Here is a 17,254-nt window from a genome sequence, read left to right on the forward strand (position 1 = left end):
CGTGGGCCGCCGCCGCGGCGAGGGCGGCGGCGGTGAGGCCCGCGGTGTGCAGCCGGCCCCGGCAGAAGTCGGCGAGGGAGTCGGCGTCCCGGACGCGGCCCTCGGCGACGGCCGGTTCGGCGCCGCCCGAGTGGGCGTGGCCGCCGGCGGGGAACCGGCCGTCGGCGAGAACGAGGAGAGCTGCGCGTGACATGGCTGCGACCGGCTCTCAGAAGAGGAAGTAGCGCTGGGCCATGGGCAGTTCCGCCGCCGGAGCGGGCTCGACCGGATCGCCGTCGATGGTGACGGCGAAGCTGTCGGGGTCGACGTGGACCTGCGGCACCGCGTCGTTCTCCCGCATGTCCGCCTTGGTGACCCCACGGGTGGAGGTGATCGGCACGAACCGCTTGTTCAGGGCGAGCCGTTCGGGCAGTTCGTCCTCGATCGCCGCGGCGGAGACGAAGTTGAACGAGCTGTGGGCGGCCGCCCGTCCCAGGGCGCCGAACATCGGCCGGGGCATGACCGGCTGGGGCGTCGGGATGGAGGCGTTGGCGTCGCCCATCTGCGCGTACGCGATCTGACCGCCCTTGATGACGGTCTGCGGCTTGACGCCGAAGAACGCCGGGTCCCAGAGCACGAGGTCGGCGAGCTTGCCGGTCTCCACGGAGCCGATCTCCCGGTCCAGGCCCTGCGCGACGGCCGGGTTGATGGTGTATTTGGCGACATAGCGACGGACCCGGTGGTTGTCGGCCCGGCCGTCGCCGGGCAGGGCTCCGCGCCGCTTCTTCATCACATGGGCGGTCTGCCAGGTCCGCAGGATCACCTCGCCGATGCGGCCCATGGCCTGGGAGTCGGAGGAGATGATCGAGATGGCTCCGAGGTCGTGCAGGATGTCCTCGGCCGCGATGGTGGAGGGCCTGATCCGGGACTCCGCGAAGGCCAGGTCCTCGGGGACGGCGGGGTTCAGGTGGTGGCAGACCATCAGCATGTCGAGGTGTTCCTCGATGGTGTTGACGGTGTGCGGCCGGGTGGGGTTGGTCGAGCTGGGCAGGACGTACGGCTCGGAGACCACGCTGATGATGTCGGGCGCGTGCCCGCCGCCCGCCCCCTCCGTGTGGTACGCGTGGATCGTCCGGCCGGCGATGGCGGCGAGGGTGTCGGCGACGAACCCGGCCTCGTTGAGGGTGTCCGTGTGGATGGCGAGTTGCGCGCCGGTCCGCTCGCAGACGCTCAGGCAGGCGTCGATGACGGCGGGGGTGGCGCCCCAGTCCTCATGGATCTTGAATCCCAGTGCGCCGCCGCGCAGTTGGGAGTGCATCGCCTCCTGCGACATCGTGTTGCCCTTGCCGAGCAGCCCGATGTTGACCGGGAAGGTCTCCAGCGCCTCGAACATCCGGGCGAGGTGCCAGGGTCCGGGGGTGATGGTGGTGGCCTTGGTGCCCTCGGCGGGCCCGGTGCCGCCGCCGACGAGGGTGGTGATGCCGCTGGAGAGCGCTTGGTCGACGAGGGTGGGCGAGATGAAGTGGACATGGGCGTCGACCGCGCCGGCCGTGAGCAGCTTCCCGTTGCCCGCGATCACCTCGGTCTCGGGTCCGATCACCAGGTCAGGGTGGACGCCGTCCATGGTGTCCGGGTTCCCGGCCTTGCCGATGCCGGTGATCCGGCCGTCCCGGATGCCGATGTCGGCCTTGACGATGCCCCAGTGGTCGATGACGACGGCCCCGGTGATGACGGTGTCGGGTGCGCCCTCGGCCCGGGTGGTGCGGGCCTGGCCCATGGACTCGCGGATCACCTTGCCGCCGCCGAAGACCGCCTCGTCGCCCGCCTGTCCGGGGCCGCCCGAGCGGTCCTCCTCGATCTCGACGAGCAGATCGGTGTCGGCGAGCCGGATCCGGTCGCCGGTGGTGGGGCCGAACAGGTCGGCGTACACCGCTCGCTTGAGGTCAGGCATCGAGGGCACCTCCGGTTTCGCCGCGCAGGCCGGGGACGACGCGGCGGCCGGCGAGGGGAACGAGTTCGACGTCGGCGGGGATGCCGGGTTCGAAGCGGACCGCTGTGCCGGCCGCGATGTTCAGCCGCAGACCGTGGGCGGCGGCGCGGTCGAAGCGCAGTCCGGGGTTGGCCTCGGCGAAGTGGTAGTGGGAGCCGACCTGGACGGGGCGGTCGGCGGCGTTGAGGACGGTGAGGCGGGTGACCGCCCGCCCCTCGTTGAGGGGGATGTCCCCGTCGCCGTACAGGATCTCTCCGGGAATCATCGGCGCGGCCCCGTCAGACGATCGGGTCATGGACGGTGACGAGCTTCGTGCCGTCCGGGAAGGTGGCCTCGACCTGGACGTCGTGGAGCATCTCGGGGATGCCGTCCATGACCTCGTCGCGGGTGAGCAGTTTGCGGCCGGACGCCATGAGTTCGGCGACGGTGCGGCCGTCCCGGGCGCCTTCCAGGAGATGGGCGGTGATCAGGGCGACGGCCTCGGGGTGATTGAGCTTCAACCCGCGTGCCCGGCGCTTCTCGGCCACGTCGGCGGCCACATGGATGAGCAGACGTTCCTGCTCGTGCGGGGTCAGTTGCACGCTTCCACCTCATCGTCTTCCGTCCGGCTCCGGCTCCGGACGCAGCGGGACCATATCCCCGTTCAACAATCCGTTGAACGGGGATGACGGTCTCGCGACCATGCATTGCACGTTAGGGCGGAAGTTTTTCCGTTGCGTTAACTGATCTTTTGCGGGTTCATGGACATGAGCCCGCGCAACCCGTTCTCCAGCACTTCGGGGCGTACGTCCCCGAAGAGCGCCTCCTGCACGATGAAGCCCTGCGCCGCCGCGATCATCGTTCGCGCCACATGGTCGGCGGGCACGTCGCTCGCCAGGATCCCGGCGGAGCGATAGGCGTCGACGAGTTTCGCCCAGACGACGCGCATAAGGGTGTACCCCTCCTCGAGGAGGGCGGCGAGCCGTTCGTCGCGCAGCGTCTCCGACCAGAGCTGGACGACGAGCGCGGCGAAGATCCGGCGCTCCAGTCCGTGCACCTGCCCCGCGAGCACCCCGCCGAGGACCCGGCTGAGCAACGCGTCCGGAGTGGGCGGCGGAGTCGTACGGGCCGCCTCCTCGAAGGCGCCGCGGATAACGGCGAAGGTCTCCTCGGTGATGGCCGCGATGATGTCCTCCTTGCCCGGGAAGTAGCGGTAGACCGCTCCGGCGGACAGGCCCACCTCCTTGAGGACGTCCTGCATGGACGTGCCGTGGAATCCGTTGCGGGCGAAGCAGCGCGCCGCGCCGTCGAGGATCTGCCGACGGCGGGCGTCGAGGTGTTCCTGGGATACGCGAGCCATGACCTCAATCTAAAACGAACATTCCTTCTTGACAATCGGACACGACGTCCCGACAGTGGGACCAGATCGTAAAACGAACGATCCTTCTCTCAGAATCCTTCGCTGTGCCGCACGAATCGAGGCCCCTCATGCCCACCGCACCCAACCGCCGCGCGGTGGCGGTAGTCCTGCTGATCCCGCTGGTGGTGACGCTCGCCCTCTGGGCCTTCGCCTGGCCCGCCGCCCGGATCGCGCCGCGCGACCTCCCGGTCGGGGTGGCGGGCGCGGCGCCGGCCGCCCAGCAGCTGGAGCAGCGGTTCCAGCAGCGTGACGGCGCCTTCGAGGTGCACCGCTTCGACGACGAGGCCGCCGCCCGCGCCGCGATCGAGGACCGGGTCGTATACGGAGCCGTCGTCGCCACCCCGCAGGGTCCGCACCTGCTCACCGCATCGGCGGCGAGCCCCGTCGTCTCCCAGCTGTTGCGCGAGGCCGTGACGGCGTCCGTTCCCGCGGACACCCCGGTCCAGGTCACCGACGTGGTCGCCGCACCGCCCGGCGACCCCCGGGGCAGCGCGCTCGGCGCGAGCGTCCTGCCGCTGGCCCTGGCGGGCATGGCGGCCGGAGCCGTCGTCACCCTGATGGGGCTGCGCGGGGCGCGGGCCGCGCTGACCCTCGTCGGGTCGGCCGCGCTGGTGGGCCTCGCCGCCACGGCCGTGGCGCACAGCTGGCTCGGCGTGATCACGGGCGACTGGTGGACGGAGGCGGGCGTGCTCGCGCTCACCGTGCTGGCCATCGGTTCGGCGGTGGCGGGGCTCGCCGCCCTGTTCGGGCCGCGCGGCATCGGCGTCGGCGCGCTGCTGATGGTCCTGCTGGGCAACTCCTTCTCCGGCGTCACGAGCGCGCCGCGGCTGCTGCCCGAGCCCGTCGGCGCGATCGGCCAGTGGCTCCCGCCGGGCGCGGGCGGTTCGCTGCTGCGCTCGGTCGCCTTCTTCGACGGCAGTGCGGCGGGCGGCGCGGTGCTGACGCTCTCGCTGTGGTCGCTGTTCGGCCTGGCGGCGGTGCTGCTCGCCCGCCGCGCACCGGCACCGGCCGAGCCCGTCGGGTCGACCGGGCCCGCCCGGGAGCCGGCCCTGACCGGCTGAGCGACGGGTCCACTTCCGCACGGACCGAGCCGGGCGCCCTTCCTACGGGAGAGGCGCCCGGCTCTGTGCTGTCGCGGTCCGGTCGGGCGTCAGGCGTCCCGGCCGTCGTGGGGGCGGTGTTCGGCGGCGATACCGAAACTGCGCCGTTCGCCCTGAGCGGATGGCGCGGAGCCGATCGAGGAGACCGAACTGATCACCTGCTCCTCGGCAGCGGCCTCCTCCGCTTCAAGTCGTTGCAGGTCGGCGGCGGAAACCAGCGCGATGAGCGGCTTGCCGTGCCGCGTCACCACAACGCGTTCACAGCCGTAGACGACGCGGTTGATCAGTTCGGCTAGCTCCGCCCGTGCTTGCGTCACCGGAATCTCGTAGGCCATAGTCCCCATCATAACCTTCTGTACGTCCTGTACATTTTTTACGCACAGCCGGACGGGCTGACGGACGGACAGACGGATGGCCAGTTCCAGGAGAGAGGCACGCCATGATCCGCCCCGCCGCCCGCTACGTACTGCCCGAGTTCACCGAGCGCACCGCGACCGGAACCCGGACGCTGGACCCGTACTCCAAGCTGCTGTCCGAGCGGATCGTCTTCCTCGGGACCCCGATCGACGACACGGCCGCGAGCGACCTCATCGCCCAGCTCATGTATCTGGAGCACGCCGATCCGGACCGGCCCCTGTCGCTCTACATCAACTCCCCCGGCGGCACGTTCCAGGCGATGGCGGCGGTCTACGACACGATGCGGTTCCTGACCTGCGAGGTGGAGACCTTCTGTCTGGGGCAGGCGGGCTCGTACGCGGCGGCCCTGCTGGCGGCCGGGGCGAAGGGCCGGCGACATGCGCTGCCCGGCGCGCGGGTAGTCATTCAGCAGCCCGCACTGGAGGAGCCGATGCGGGGCCAGCCGTCCGACCTGGAGATCCACGCGCGCGAACTGGTGCGCACCCGCGAGATGTTCGCGGCCATGCTGGTCCGGCACACGGACCAGGCAGCGGAGCGCATCACCGCCGACATCGAGCGCGACACCATCCTCGACGCGAAGGCCGCCCTCGCCTACGGGCTGGTCGACCACGTCGTCGAGAACCGCTGACACTCCCGGCCGGCGTAGGACGCGAGGTGAACTGCCGATGGAACCCACCGAGTTCCCGCCCCTGCCCGCACTGACGCGTGCCGAGGGCGAGTTCGTCGACTGCTATCTGGCCGTGCTCGACCAGATGGGCCGGATCAACCCGGCCCACGGCAGCGACACCTACAGCGCACTGCGGGCCGCCCAGGCCCTGGCCTCCCGGGCGGCGGCCCTGCGCGACGCCCTGGCCCTGATGCACGAGCGCGGCGAGTCGCGGATCCACGCCGCCACCCTGGCGCGGGCCCTGCGCGTCCTGGACGGGGAGCGCAGGGCGGGCCGGGTCGCGATGCCGCCCGCCGCGAACTGACTGGCACCGCGCGCGAGGAGCGCCGTACGGGAGCGGGCGGGTCGGTCCCGTGCACGACACGCCCGGTCCGGCGATCGATTTGTCTCGCTCGTTCGGCGTAGGCGATCACCCGCGCGAGCGACGGCCCAACTTGCGTTCGGCGCGCGGTCCGTACTCGAAATGTGCCCTTTCGTCGCTGGTACGAGGGTGTGCGCCCGGCTCGTGGGCGAGCGCGAATCCGACCTGTCCACCCGAATGGATCAGTGGTGAGGAGACTCACAAACCGCTGTTTCAGCTCGGAAATCCGGCACCGGGTGAGTCAAGATCCCTGGGACGACAAGCCCCCGCCACCGCGGCGGGGCGGTCCGGGCGGACGCCGAGTCCTGCCGCCGCCCGGATGACTGGTCGACAGAAGTGGATCGGCAGGAGTGGAGGACCCGAGCGCAACGGGCCGACCGGGAGACCGGGAAGCCCTCGGGGTGAAGCCGCGACGCGGCCGGGCAACTTCGCCAGCCCGAACCCGACAGGTCATCCTTCACAGGCGGCTGACGAAGGGTTGCGCATGTCTGCGCAGGTTCATGTCCCGTCTCTGTTCGCCCGGGTCGGTACGGCCTCGGTACTCACCTTGGCCGTGACGTCCACGATGCTGGCGCCCGGCCTGGTGAGCGACGCCGAGGCCGCCACCCACTCGACGAAGGCCCTGAAGGTGGCCGCGTCGAAGAAGGGGGCTCCCTATAAGTACGGAGCATCCGGCCCCAGTCGCTTCGACTGCTCGGGGCTGACGCTGTATTCGTTCAAGAAGGCCGGGAAGAAGCTTCCCCGCACGGCACAGCAGCAGTACAACAAGACCCGCCATATCCCCAAGTCGCAGCGCAAACGCGGCGACCTCGTCTTCTTCCATTCGGGGCGCAGCGTCTACCACGTGGGCATCTACGCCGGGGCCGGGAAGATCTGGCACTCCCCCAAATCGGGGGACGTGGTGCGACTGGCGAAAATCTGGTCCAAGAGCGTCTGGTACGGACGGGTCCGCTGACCCACCGACCGGACGCTCTTTCCGTGCTGACGCTCTTCCTCGCGGAAAGTGCGTCCGGTCTCAGCGCAACAGCGGGCCGGTGACCAGCGCGAGCCCCAGACCGGTGAGCGCCACACCGCTGCCGCCCTCGATGGCGCGGGCGGTACGCGGGCGGCGCAGCCACCGGCCCAGCCGGTCCACGAGCAGGGCGACGGCCGGGAACCAGATCAGCGCCAGGACCACCACGAGCGCCGCGAGCAGCAGGGTCCGGGGCAGCGGCGGCTGACCGTGGGGCACGAACTGCGGCAGCAGGCTGAGGAAGAGGACCGGGGCCTTCGGGTTGAGCGCGTTGGTCAGGAACCCCTGGCGCAGCGCGCGTCCGAACGCCCTGGGCGCGGGCCGCCCGGGTGCGTCCTCGGGCGCCGCTTCGCCGTTCCCCGGGCCGCGACGCCGGATCGCGTACAGCGCGCTGATCCCGAGGTAGAGCACGTACGCGCCGCCGAGCAGCTGGACGGTGCGGAAGAGCACCGGCATCGTCACGAGCACCGCGGCGAGTCCGGCGACCGCGAGCGCGGTGTGCACCAGCAGACCTCCGGCGACACCGAGCGCGGTGGCCAGGCCGGCGGTGCGCGAGGCCAGGGCATTGCGTACGACGACGGTGAAGTCGGCGCCGGGCAGCGCGACCATCCCGGCGGCGACCCCCGTGAAGGCGATCAGTTGTGCGTCCATGAGGTCCACCTTGGACCTGCGGAGCCTTTAGCGTGTACTTGCAATCTTCTGGGTCTGCCTAAAGGAACGCTTTCATGTACGACCCGACACGGCTCGCGGCACTCGTGGCGGTCGCGGAGGCCGGATCGATCACCCGGGCCGCCGCCCGCCTGGGCTACACCGCGCCCGCGCTCTCCCAGCAGCTGGCCAAGCTGGAGCGGGAGGCCGGGGCGGCGCTGCTGGTACGCCACCACCGCGGGGCACGGCTGACGGCGGCGGGCGAGCTGCTGGCGGGCCGGGCCCGGCGGATCCTGGACGAACTGGACCAGGCGCGGCACGAGCTGGCGCAGCTGGCCGGGCTCTCGGGCGGCAGGCTGCGGGTGGGCACGTTCACGACGGCCGGGATCCATCTGCTGCCGCCGGTCCTGAGCGCGTTCCGGCGGGCTCATCCGGAGGTCGAGCTGGCCGTCGCCGACTACGAACCGCCCGACGGGGTCGCCGCGGTGGTCGCGGGCGATGTGGACCTCGCCCTGACGCACGCCTACGAACCGGCGACGACGGGCCCTCCTCCGGTGGGCGTTCTCGTCGAACCCCTGCTCGTCGAGGAACTGGTGCTGGTCACCTCGGTGGGCCACCGGCTCGCCGAGGGCACCGGCCGGCTGCCGGTCACCGAACTGGCCGGGCGGCCGCTGATCAGCAGCGCGCCCACCCATCCGCCCCGGCGCGGCGTCGAGAACGCGCTCGCCGAGGCCGGGGCGACGCCCGCGGTGGTCTGCGAGTCGCCCGGGTACGCCCTGGTGTGCGCGTTGGTCAGCGCGGGGCTCGGGGTGGCGGTGGTGCCGGAGATGGTCGCCTCGATGGCGGCGGCTCCACTGTCGGTCCGGCGGCTGGAGCCGGCGTCGTTCCGCCGGACCATCTCGGTCGTGCACCGGGGCGAACGGTCGACCACCGCGGCCGCGACGCTGCTCGCGCTGCTGCGCAGCGGATTCGGTCGGGGAAGCACGGCCCCGGCGGCGAACCGGCTCCCGCAGGGCTGATCAGCCCCGGGCCGGCCCCGCCACCGGCTCTGCGGGGGCAGTCCCGGGCTGATCCGGGGTCAGCCCTGGACCGGAACGACCCACGGGAGAGCGATCCAGACCGTCTTGCCGCCCTCGGCGGTCGGGGTGACCTGGAGCCGTCCGCCGCGCTCCTTGGCCAGTGCGCGGATGATGACCATGCCCCGGCCGTTGTCCTGCCGGACGGCGGCGGGCAGTCGCTGGGGCCAGCGGGGGTGACTGTCCGTGACGCCGAGGTACAGCTCCTCGTCGCGTTCGAGGCGCAGATCCACGGTGAAGGTGGGCGACTGGCCGAACGTGTGCTGGACGGCGTTGGTGGCCAGCTCCGAGATGATCAGCCGGATGGTGTCGGCGAACTCGGTGTCGTCGGGCAGGCCCCATTGGCCCAGCGTCCTGGCGACATATCTGCGGGCCGAGGAGACCGAGAGCGGATCGCTCGGCAGAGTGACGGTTGCTTCCTGATGGTCTGCCATGGCGACGCCGTCCCTTTCCCGCCCCGGCCGACCGGCGGTCGTCCAGGATTGTGCTTCGCGCCAGATTGCCATTGATGCAGCTCCCTGTAACGGCGTTCGGCCAAGATATGCATATATCTGTCGCTCGAAGCGGTGAATTCGGGACCCGTACGGCGTGGACGGGCGGCACACTGGCCCCTCTGCGGGCTGCTCCGGCGACGGACCGGCCCTCCCCGACTGCGGAAGGAGACCGGCATGCTGCACGGCCCCGTCGTCCGGCGGCGCAAGCTCGGCGAGGAGCTGCGGAGCCTGCGCCACGCCTCCGGGCTGACCAGCCGGGACGCGGCGCGGCTGCTCGGCTGGCACCAGTCGAAGGTGAGCCGTATCGAGACGGGCGCGAGCGGGGTGACGCCCGCCGACGTGTCGCGGCTGCTGGACGTCTACGCGGTGCGCGACACCCAGTTGCGCTCGCTGCTCGAAGTCCTCGCGGGGTCGGCGGGCGGCGGCGGTTCGGGCTGGTGGCATGCCTACCGGGGGCTGATCCCACCGCAGTACCGCGACTTCATCAGCCTGGAGTCGCAGGCGAGTACGGTCCGGACGCTGGAGACCTCGGTGGTGCCGGGGCTGCTCCAGACCGCCGGATACGCCCGGGCCGTGACCCGCGCCTCCTTGGACGGGTTACCGGACGGCCGGCTCGACTCCCTGGTCGAGGTCCGGCTGACCCGCCAGCGGGTGCTGCGCGCGAGTCCGCCGCTGCGCTTCACCGCCGTGCTGGACGAGGCGGTGCTCCATCGTGAGGTGGGCGGGCCGGAGGTGATGCGCGACCAGTTGCAACATCTGCGACAGGTTTCCCAACTCCCCCATGTGCAACTGCAGTTGCTGCCCTTCTCGGTCGGCGGCTACGTCGGACTCACCTGCCCTTTCGTTATTTTCTCCTTTCCGAACATTTCTGATCTGGATGTGGTCGTTCTTGACCACTTGACGAGTAGCCTCTATCTGGAGCGGAGAGAAGACCTTGAGGCGTACAGCTCGGCCTTCCGTGCCTTGCAGGCTCACGCGCTGTCGCCCGAGTGCTCGCAGGACCTCATCACCGAGATCAGACGCAGTTTCAGACGCAGCTGAGGGGGCCGCCATGTCCGACCGACTCGCACCGCCCGTCGCACCGCCGCCGTCGTCCGTGAACCCGTCCGCGCCGCGGTGGCGGCGCAGCAGCCGCTCGACCGGGATGAACAACTGCGTGGAGACCGCGCGGCTGGGCGGCGCGCTCCTCGCCGTACGCGATTCCAAGGACGTGGACCAGCCGCCGCTGCGCTTCTCGGCGGCGGCCTGGACCACGTTCGTGACCGGACTCGCCCCGGACGGAACCGGTCCGGACGGAACCGGTCCACGGCACGTCAGCTGAGGTCCGCGTCCGCCTGCCGGGGAGCGGTGGCGACGATCGTGGCCACCGCGGTCGTGATCTGCTCCTCGGTCAGGTCGGCCCGTGCCGTCAGCCGCAGCCGGGAGACGCCGTCCGGTACCGACGGCGGGCGGAAGCAGCCGACCGCCATCCCGGCCGCACGGCAGTCGGCCGCCCAGCGCACCGCCGCGTCCGCCGAGGGCGCGCGGACGGAGACGACGGCCGCGTCGGGCCGGACCGCGGTCAGCCCGGCGGCGGTGAGCTTTCCGTACAGCGAGGCGGCGACCTCACGGGCGCGGGCCGCCCGTTCCGGCTCCCGGCGCAGCACCCCGAGCGCGCCGAGCGCGCCGCCGGCCGCCGCCGGGGCGAGTCCGGTGTCGAAGATGAACGTACGGGCCGTGTTGACGAGGTGCTCGATGACCCGGGCGGGCCCCAGGACCGCTCCGCCCTGACTGCCCAGGGACTTGGACAGCGTGAGCGTCACCACGGTCCCGTCGTCGCCCGCCAGTCCGGCCGCGGCGAGCGCGCCGCGGCCGCCGTCGCCCAGGACGCCGAGACCATGGGCGTCGTCGACCAGCAGCGCGGCGTCGGCGGAGCGGCAGACTGCGGCCAGCGCGGAAAGCGGGGCGGCGTCGCCGTCCACGGAGAAGACCGAGTCGGTGACGGCGAGGGCCCGTCCGTCGTGCGCCCGCAGTGCCTTGGCGACCGCGTCCGGGTCGGCGTGCGGGACGACGGCGGTCTCGGCACGGGAGAGCCGGCAACCGTCCACGATCGAGGCGTGGTTGCCCGCGTCGGAGACGATGAGCGAGCCGCGCCCGGACAGGGCGGTCAGCGCGGCGAGATTGGCCGCGTACCCGGAGGAGAGCACGAGCGCCGCCTCGAAGCCGCAGAACGCGGCGAGGTCCCGTTCGAGTTCGGCGTGCAGGGCGGTGGAGCCGGTGACCAGCCGGGAGCCCGTCGCCCCGGCCCCCCAGCGGTGGGCGGCACCGGCCGCGGCGGCGATGACCTCCGGATGCCGGGTGAGGCCCAGGTAGTCGTTGCTCGCGAGGTCCAGCAGCTCCGGCTCGGCGTCGCGCGGACGCAGGGTGCGTACGAGTCCGGCGTCGGCCCGGCGGCGGGCCTCGGCGTCGATCCAGTCGAACGGGGCGAAGGACATGGGGCGGTCCCTTGGGTAGGCGGGCCCTCGGCGGGCGGCTCCGCGCGGACGGTCCGGTGCGGACGGTCCCTTTGTAGGCAGCCAACAGACCCTAGCCGGGTGCGCAGCAGGTCAGGGTGTGGCAATACACACACCCTCGCCGGGGTCTCCTGTCTGGTTCCTCCTTGGCTGGAGGCGGTGCGGTAAGCAAGGATCATCTTCCATGGACCTGCTGAACACGCTGGTGGACAAGGGGCTGCGGCGCGAACTGCCGACCCGCGAAGAAGCGCTCGCCGTACTGGCGACCTCCGACGACGAGCTGCTCGACGTGGTGACCGCCGCCGGGAAGGTGCGCCGTCAGTGGTTCGGGCGGCGCGTCAAGCTCAACTATCTGGTCAACCTGAAGTCCGGGCTCTGCCCCGAGGACTGCTCCTACTGCTCGCAGCGGCTCGGTTCCAAGGCCGGGATCCTCAAGTACACCTGGCTGAAGCCGGACGAGGCGTCCAAGGCCGCCGCCGCCGGGGTGGCGGGCGGCGCCAAGCGGGTCTGCCTGGTGGCGAGCGGGCGCGGCCCGACGGACCGGGACGTCGACCGGGTCTCGAAGACCATCGAGGCGATCAAGGAGGAGAACGAGGGCATCGAGGTCTGCGCCTGCCTCGGTCTCCTCACCGACGGACAGGCCGACCGGCTGCGTTCGGCGGGCGCCGACGCGTACAACCACAACCTCAACACGTCCGAGGAGACGTACGGGGCGATCACCACCACCCACACGTACGCGGACCGGGTGGAGACCGTGCAGCAGGCCCAGGCGGCCGGGCTCTCGGCGTGTTCCGGGCTGATCGCCGGGATGGGCGAGAGCGACAAGGACCTGGTCGACGTCGTGTTCGCGCTGCGGGACCTGGACCCGGACTCGGTGCCGGTGAACTTCCTGATCCCGTTCGAGGGCACGCCGCTCGCCAAGGAATGGAACCTCACCCCGCAGCGCTGCCTGCGCATTCTGGCGATGGTCCGCTTCGTCTGCCCCGATGTCGAGGTGCGGCTCGCGGGCGGGCGCGAGGTGCATCTGCGCTCGATGCAGCCGCTGGCGCTCCACCTGGTCAACTCCATCTTCCTGGGCGACTACCTGACGAGCGAGGGCCAGGCCGGCCAGACCGACCTGGACATGATCGCGGACGCCGGTTTCGAGGTGGAGGGCCAGGGCACGACGACGCTGCCGCGCCACCGGGCCGACGCCCTGGCCGGCGGTTGCGGTACGCAGGACGCCTCGGCGGGGTCCGGCTGCGGATCGCACGAGGCCTCCGGAGCCGGTGGCTGCGGTTCGCACGGTGGCGGGGGCTGCGGGCCGTGCGGTGGCCACGGGGAGCAGGAGCCGGTGGCTGACGCCGACGCCGGGCAGAGCGTCCCGGTCGCGCGTACGGACGCCAACGGCGTAGCGCGTACGGATCTGGTGGCGGTGCGCCGACGCGGTGCGGGAACGGATCTCGCGCCCAATGCCTGAGCCGTACGCCGCCGCGCGCTCCGGAGCCGCTGCGCCGAAGCCGTACACGCCCGACGAACTGCGGGCGCTGGACCGCGCGCACGTCTGGCACCCGTACGGTCCGATGCCAGGTCGGCAGGAGCCGCTGATCGTGGAGTCGGCCTCCGGCGTACGGCTCCGGCTCGCCGAACCCGTCGAGGGGCGGCGCGAGTTGGTGGACGGCATGTCCTCCTGGTGGTCGGCGGTGCACGGTTACAACCACCCGGTCCTCAACGAGGCCGCACGCGGCCAGCTGGACCGGATGAGCCATGTGATGTTCGGCGGGCTCACCCATGAGCCCGCCGTCCGGCTGGCGACCCGGCTGGTGGAGATCACCCCCGAGCCGCTCCAGCACGTCTTCCTCGCCGACTCGGGGTCCGTCTCCGTGGAGGTCGCGGTCAAGATGTGCCTCCAGTTCTGGCGTTCGGCCGGGCGCCTGGAGAAGCGCCGGCTGCTGACCTGGCGCGGCGGCTACCACGGGGACACCTGGCAGCCGATGTCCGTGTGCGACCCGGAGGGCGGGATGCACGAGCTGTGGTCGGGCTCCCTGCCCCGGCAGGTCTTCGCCGACGCCCCGCCGGACGGCTTCGACGCCGAGCCGGACGCCGCCTATGTGACGCACCTGCGGGAGCTGATCGCCGCGCACGCCGACGAGCTCGCGGCGGTCATCGTGGAGCCGGTGGTGCAGGGGGCCGGCGGGATGCGGTTCCACTCCCCCGCCTATCTGCGGGTGCTGCGCGAGGCGTGCGACGAGCACGACGTCCTGCTGGTCCTCGACGAGATCGCGACCGGTTTCGGGCGCACGGGCACGCTGTTCGCCGCCGGGCACGCCGGGATCTCTCCGGATGTCATGTGCCTCGGCAAGGCGCTGACCGGCGGTTATCTCACGCTGGCGGCCACACTGTGCACCACGCGGGTGGCCGAGGGCATCTCCAGCGGCGAGGTGCCGGTGCTGGCGCACGGGCCGACGTTCATGGGCAATCCGCTGGCCGCCTCGGTGGCCTCGGCCTCCGTGGACCTGCTGCTCGGGCAGGACTGGGAGGGCGAGGTGACGCGGATCGGCGCGGGCCTGCGCTCCGGGCTCGCCGCCGCCTCCGACATCGCCGGAGTGGTGGACGTCCGCGTCCTGGGCGCCATCGGGGTCGTCCAGCTCGACCATGAGGTGGACATGGCCGCCGCGACCCGTGCGGCCGTGCGCGAGGGCGTATGGCTGCGGCCGTTCCGCGACCTCGTCTACACGATGCCGCCGTACGTCACGGGCGACGAGGACGTGGCACGGATCTGCCGGGCCGTGTGCGCCGCGGCACAGGAGGGCTGAGCCGACATGTCGACGATTCTGGTGGTGTCCGGTACGGGCACGGAGATCGGCAAGACCGTGGTGACCGCCGCGGTGGCGGCCACCGCGCGGGGCCGCCGGGTCGCGGTGCTCAAGCCCGCGCAGACCGGGCTCGCGCCCGGGGAACCGGGCGACGCGGCCGAGGTGGCGCGGCTGGCGGGCAGCCATGTCACCGCCGTCGAACTGGCACGGTTCCCCGAGCCGTTGGCCCCGGCCACGGCAGCCCGGCGAGCGGGGCTCGCGCCCGTACGGCCGTTCGAGGTGGCCGAGGCGGCGGAGAAGCTGGCCACCGAGTACGACCTGGTGCTGGTGGAGGGTGCGGGCGGGCTCCTCGTACGGTTCGACGACGAGGGCGGCACGCTCGCGGACGCGGCCCGGCTGCTGTCCGCGCCGGTGCTGGTGGTGGCCCCCGCGGGCCTGGGCACGCTGAACGCCACCGCGCTGACCGCCGAGGCGCTGCGGAACCGGGGGCTGAGCTGCCGGGGCGTCGTGATCGGCAGCATGCCCGCGGAGCCGGACCTCGCGGCCCGCTGCAACATCGAGGATCTGCCGGTGGCGGCCGGCGCACCGCTGCTGGGCGCGGTACCGGCAGGCGCGGGTTCACTGGCGGGCGCCGACTTCGTGGAACGCGCGCCGGGTTGGCTGGCTCCGGAGCTCGGAGGGACCTGGGCCGCGCGCTGACCCGGGCGTGTGTGTGGGTGGGGGGGGCGGCGGGCGGTCCTCGGGGATTCCCGCGGGGGCGATCCGGGGGAGAATCGTGGAGGAGCGTCACGTCCACTCCTTGAGCGTCACGTCCACTCCTCGACGGAGGTCCGTCATGCAGCTGCGCAGCAGGAAGCTTCCCCGGGACGCCGTGCACCACCCGGTCTTCGCCCGCTTCTACGCGCGGGTGAGCGTGACCGCCGACCTGAAGGGCGGCATCGCCGCGTACCGCGAGGAGCTGCTGGCGGGGCTCTCGGGCCGGGTCATCGAGGTCGGCGCCGGGAACGGGCTGAACTTCGCCCACTACCCGGAAGCCGTCTCGGAGGTCGTGGCGCTGGAGCCGGAGCGCTCGCTGCGGCAGCTCGCCGTCCGCTCCGGGCTGCGCGCCGAGGTGCCGGTGGACGTGGTGCCGGGGGCCGCGGAGGCGCTGCCGGTCAAGAGCGAGGCCTTCGACGGGGCGGTGGCGTCCCTGGTCCTGTGCACCGTACGGGATCTGCCCCGGGCGCTCGCCGAGATCAGGCGGGTGCTGCGCCCGGGCGGTGAACTGCGGTTCTTCGAGCACGGGCTGGCACCGGGCCGGGCGCTGGCCACGGCGCAGCGGGCGGCCGACCGGACCGTGTGGCCGCTGCTCTTCGGCGGCTGTCACACCGCCCGGGATCCACTGGCGGCGATCGCGGCGGCGGGCTTCGAGATGGGCACGTACCGCAGGCTGCGCATTCCGGAGTCGGGCCTCCAGATGCCTTCCTCGCCGTGCGTCCTGGGCGTGGCCCGCAAGCCGTTCACGGAGGACTGAGCCGCCGGCCGGATGGTTCGGCCCTGGGCCTCGCACCAGGTGGTTCGACGTGCTTCACGCCGGGAGGCTCAGCCCCGTCCCGCACCAGGTGGTTCGGCCCTGTCTCATACGCTCCACTGCCGCAGCTCGTCGGCGATGGCCCGTACATCCGCCTTGCCCTGCTTCACCAGGAGCGCCAGATCGCGGACCTGCTCGGGCGAGGTGATGACCTTGAGCCCGGAGGCGACGAGATAGCCGTATGCGACGGCCGAGGCGAACATCGCGTTGGAGTGTTCGAGGGCGGGCACATGCAGCAGCAACTGCAACAGGGCGGCCGCCCGCGCGTGCGGGTCGCTGTAGACGGCGCTGCCGAAGATCTCCGCGTCATGCCGTGCGACGGCGGCGACGAGCGCGCCCCAGTCGACGACCTGCGGGTCTCCGGGCGTCTTGTGCTCGGCGACCATCAGCAGCCAGGAGAGGTCGATCCGCAGATTCAACGGGTGCCTTCGCGCTCCGGGCCGAACTCCTCGGCGAACACCGACTCGTACTGCTTCATGAAGTCGGCCGCGGCCTCGACGAAGGTGTGTCCGACCTCGCCCGCGTCCTGCTGGACCAGTTCTTCTATGTAGCGGTTCACGCTCATCCCCCTCTGCAGCGCGCGCTGTCGCGCGGCCTCGGCGGTGGCCTCGTCCACTCGAACGTTCAACTGAGTCTTGGGCACCCCATCACGCTAGCGCGGCTGTGCTAGCACCGGCAAGAGGAGGGGGTGTCCGCACGGCGAAACGCGATCGACGCCCTGGCGCGGCGGGTGGTGGGATGGCCGTCATGAACGATCTTTCGATACGGTCCGCGACCCCGGCCGACCTGGACGAGGTCCTCGCCTTCTGGAAGGTGGCCGCCGAGGGCACCAGCATCAGCGACGACGGGGACGGCGTCGCACGCCTGGTGGAACGGGACCCCGAGGCGTTGCTCCTCGCGGAACGGGAAGGGGCGCTGGTGGGCACCGTCATCGTGGGCTTCGACGGCTGGCGCTGCCATCTCTACCGGCTCGCGGTCCATCCGGACCAACGGCGCCGGGGCGTGGGCAGCGCCCTGCTCGCGGCGGCCGAGGAACGGTTCACCGCACTGGGCGGACGGCGCGCCGACGCCATGGTGCTCGACCGCAACACGTCGGCCCAGCACGCCTGGCGCGCGGCGGGCTACGCGCCCGAGCCGCAGTGGAGCCGCTGGGTGAAGCATCTGACGGACTGACGGACCGACGGCGGTAGGACGGTGCGTGGCCGGGCAGACGCCCAGGATGCCTGGTACCCGATTCCGCCGACACCGCGCGGT

Annotated in this window: 22 protein-coding genes, 1 pseudogene and 1 riboswitch; of the genes and pseudogenes, 12 read left to right on the forward strand and 11 right to left on the reverse strand. The window is 72.0% G+C overall.

Going from position 1 to position 17,254, the window contains the following annotated elements; translation table 11 throughout:
• From G3I54_RS26005 to G3I54_RS26025, 5 genes and pseudogenes are all read right to left on the reverse strand, one after another.
• A pseudogene (locus tag G3I54_RS26005) lies at window positions 1–193 on the reverse strand (urease accessory protein UreF); the annotation flags it as partial.
• A 15-nt stretch (window positions 194–208) separates the two neighbouring features.
• Complete coding sequence (locus G3I54_RS26010) at window positions 209–1,930, reverse strand: urease subunit alpha (RefSeq protein WP_164617637.1); 1,722 nt, start codon at window positions 1,928–1,930, stop codon at window positions 209–211.
• Window positions 1,923–2,234 carry an urease subunit beta gene (locus G3I54_RS26015; protein WP_044369300.1) on the reverse strand — a complete coding sequence of 104 codons (312 nt, stop codon included), beginning with the start codon at window positions 2,232–2,234 and terminating at the stop codon, window positions 1,923–1,925. The genes G3I54_RS26010 and G3I54_RS26015 overlap by 8 nt, the downstream gene beginning before the upstream one ends.
• A 13-nt stretch (window positions 2,235–2,247) precedes the next feature.
• Window positions 2,248–2,550, reverse strand: coding sequence for an urease subunit gamma (locus tag G3I54_RS26020; RefSeq protein ID WP_030081323.1), 303 nt, complete (start codon window positions 2,548–2,550; stop codon window positions 2,248–2,250).
• A 137-nt stretch (window positions 2,551–2,687) separates the two neighbouring features.
• On the reverse strand, window positions 2,688–3,308 hold the full coding sequence (locus G3I54_RS26025) for a TetR/AcrR family transcriptional regulator (protein ID WP_164617639.1): 621 nt from the start codon (window positions 3,306–3,308) through the stop codon (window positions 2,688–2,690).
• Between the two features lie 128 nt (window positions 3,309–3,436).
• Here G3I54_RS26025 and G3I54_RS26030 point away from each other — a divergent pair, with 128 nt between their 5' ends.
• Window positions 3,437–4,429: an ABC transporter permease gene (locus G3I54_RS26030; protein WP_164617640.1), complete on the forward strand. Its 993-nt coding sequence runs from the start codon at window positions 3,437–3,439 to the stop codon at window positions 4,427–4,429.
• 89 nt (window positions 4,430–4,518) lie between these two features.
• Here the strand turns inward: G3I54_RS26030 and G3I54_RS26035 are convergent, their stop codons facing one another.
• The gene (locus G3I54_RS26035) at window positions 4,519–4,803 is read right to left on the reverse strand and encodes a type II toxin-antitoxin system Phd/YefM family antitoxin (RefSeq protein WP_164617642.1); all 285 of its coding nucleotides are present in this window, start codon (window positions 4,801–4,803) and stop codon (window positions 4,519–4,521) included.
• Window positions 4,804–4,907: 104 nt separating this feature from the next.
• Between G3I54_RS26035 and G3I54_RS26040 the strand changes: the two genes are divergently transcribed.
• From G3I54_RS26040 to G3I54_RS26050, 3 genes are all read left to right on the forward strand, one after another.
• A complete protein-coding gene (locus G3I54_RS26040; protein ID WP_164617644.1) occupies window positions 4,908–5,513 on the forward strand; it encodes an ATP-dependent Clp protease proteolytic subunit in 606 nt (201 codons plus the stop codon).
• Between the two features lie 37 nt (window positions 5,514–5,550).
• Window positions 5,551–5,856, forward strand: coding sequence for a hypothetical protein (locus G3I54_RS26045; protein ID WP_164617646.1), 306 nt, complete (start codon window positions 5,551–5,553; stop codon window positions 5,854–5,856).
• A 375-nt stretch (window positions 5,857–6,231) separates the two neighbouring features.
• A riboswitch (cyclic di-AMP (ydaO/yuaA leader) is annotated at window positions 6,232–6,394 on the forward strand.
• 3 nt (window positions 6,395–6,397) lie between these two features.
• Window positions 6,398–6,868, forward strand: a complete 471-nt coding sequence (locus tag G3I54_RS26050) for a C40 family peptidase (RefSeq protein WP_030081314.1) — start codon at window positions 6,398–6,400, stop codon at window positions 6,866–6,868.
• A 60-nt stretch (window positions 6,869–6,928) separates the two neighbouring features.
• Here the strand turns inward: G3I54_RS26050 and G3I54_RS26055 are convergent, their stop codons facing one another.
• Window positions 6,929–7,576, reverse strand: coding sequence for a LysE family translocator (locus G3I54_RS26055; protein ID WP_164617647.1), 648 nt, complete (start codon window positions 7,574–7,576; stop codon window positions 6,929–6,931).
• Between the two features lie 74 nt (window positions 7,577–7,650).
• Here G3I54_RS26055 and G3I54_RS26060 point away from each other — a divergent pair, with 74 nt between their 5' ends.
• Window positions 7,651–8,592 (forward strand): LysR family transcriptional regulator, encoded by a 942-nt coding sequence (locus tag G3I54_RS26060; protein ID WP_164617649.1) that lies wholly within the window; start codon window positions 7,651–7,653, stop codon window positions 8,590–8,592.
• Between the two features lie 59 nt (window positions 8,593–8,651).
• Here G3I54_RS26060 and G3I54_RS26065 read toward each other — a convergent pair whose 3' ends face one another.
• Complete coding sequence (locus G3I54_RS26065; RefSeq protein ID WP_164617651.1) at window positions 8,652–9,083, reverse strand: ATP-binding protein; 432 nt, start codon at window positions 9,081–9,083, stop codon at window positions 8,652–8,654.
• 234 nt (window positions 9,084–9,317) lie between these two features.
• Here G3I54_RS26065 and G3I54_RS26070 point away from each other — a divergent pair, with 234 nt between their 5' ends.
• Entirely contained in the window at window positions 9,318–10,184 is an 867-nt protein-coding gene (locus tag G3I54_RS26070; RefSeq protein ID WP_164617653.1) for a helix-turn-helix transcriptional regulator, read from the forward strand.
• A gap of 10 nt (window positions 10,185–10,194) precedes the next feature.
• Window positions 10,195–10,464: a DUF397 domain-containing protein gene (locus tag G3I54_RS26075; RefSeq protein WP_164617655.1), complete on the forward strand. Its 270-nt coding sequence runs from the start codon at window positions 10,195–10,197 to the stop codon at window positions 10,462–10,464.
• Here the strand turns inward: G3I54_RS26075 and G3I54_RS26080 are convergent.
• On the reverse strand, window positions 10,457–11,617 hold the full coding sequence (locus tag G3I54_RS26080) for an 8-amino-7-oxononanoate synthase (protein WP_164617657.1): 1,161 nt from the start codon (window positions 11,615–11,617) through the stop codon (window positions 10,457–10,459). The two genes, G3I54_RS26075 and G3I54_RS26080, sit on opposite strands and share 8 nt — an antisense overlap.
• A gap of 202 nt (window positions 11,618–11,819) precedes the next feature.
• Here G3I54_RS26080 and bioB point away from each other — a divergent pair, with 202 nt between their 5' ends.
• From bioB to G3I54_RS26100, 4 genes are all read left to right on the forward strand, one after another.
• The gene (gene bioB, locus G3I54_RS26085; RefSeq protein WP_164617659.1) at window positions 11,820–13,094 is read left to right on the forward strand and encodes a biotin synthase BioB; all 1,275 of its coding nucleotides are present in this window, start codon (window positions 11,820–11,822) and stop codon (window positions 13,092–13,094) included.
• Window positions 13,087–14,430 (forward strand): adenosylmethionine--8-amino-7-oxononanoate transaminase, encoded by a 1,344-nt coding sequence (locus G3I54_RS26090; protein WP_164617662.1) that lies wholly within the window; start codon window positions 13,087–13,089, stop codon window positions 14,428–14,430. The genes bioB and G3I54_RS26090 overlap by 8 nt, the downstream gene beginning before the upstream one ends.
• 6 nt (window positions 14,431–14,436) lie before the next feature.
• A complete protein-coding gene (gene bioD / locus G3I54_RS26095) occupies window positions 14,437–15,129 on the forward strand; it encodes a dethiobiotin synthase (RefSeq protein WP_164617664.1) in 693 nt (230 codons plus the stop codon).
• 136 nt (window positions 15,130–15,265) lie between these two features.
• Complete coding sequence (locus G3I54_RS26100; protein ID WP_164617666.1) at window positions 15,266–15,943, forward strand: class I SAM-dependent methyltransferase; 678 nt, start codon at window positions 15,266–15,268, stop codon at window positions 15,941–15,943.
• 104 nt (window positions 15,944–16,047) lie between these two features.
• Here G3I54_RS26100 and G3I54_RS26105 read toward each other — a convergent pair whose 3' ends face one another.
• Window positions 16,048–16,419, reverse strand: coding sequence for a hypothetical protein (locus G3I54_RS26105; RefSeq protein WP_018957883.1), 372 nt, complete (start codon window positions 16,417–16,419; stop codon window positions 16,048–16,050).
• Complete coding sequence (locus G3I54_RS26110; RefSeq protein ID WP_010062312.1) at window positions 16,416–16,643, reverse strand: hypothetical protein; 228 nt, start codon at window positions 16,641–16,643, stop codon at window positions 16,416–16,418. Before G3I54_RS26110 ends, G3I54_RS26105 begins: the two co-directional genes overlap by 4 nt.
• A 95-nt stretch (window positions 16,644–16,738) precedes the next feature.
• Here G3I54_RS26110 and G3I54_RS26115 point away from each other — a divergent pair, with 95 nt between their 5' ends.
• Window positions 16,739–17,173, forward strand: a complete 435-nt coding sequence (locus tag G3I54_RS26115; protein ID WP_164617668.1) for a GNAT family N-acetyltransferase — start codon at window positions 16,739–16,741, stop codon at window positions 17,171–17,173.
• Window positions 17,174–17,254: the final 81 nt, after the last annotated feature.

Origin of the sequence: Streptomyces sp. SID14515, assembly GCF_010548505.1 — a bacterium.
In the GTDB taxonomy this organism is placed as follows: Bacteria; Actinomycetota; Actinomycetes; order Streptomycetales; family Streptomycetaceae; genus Streptomyces; species Streptomyces caviscabies.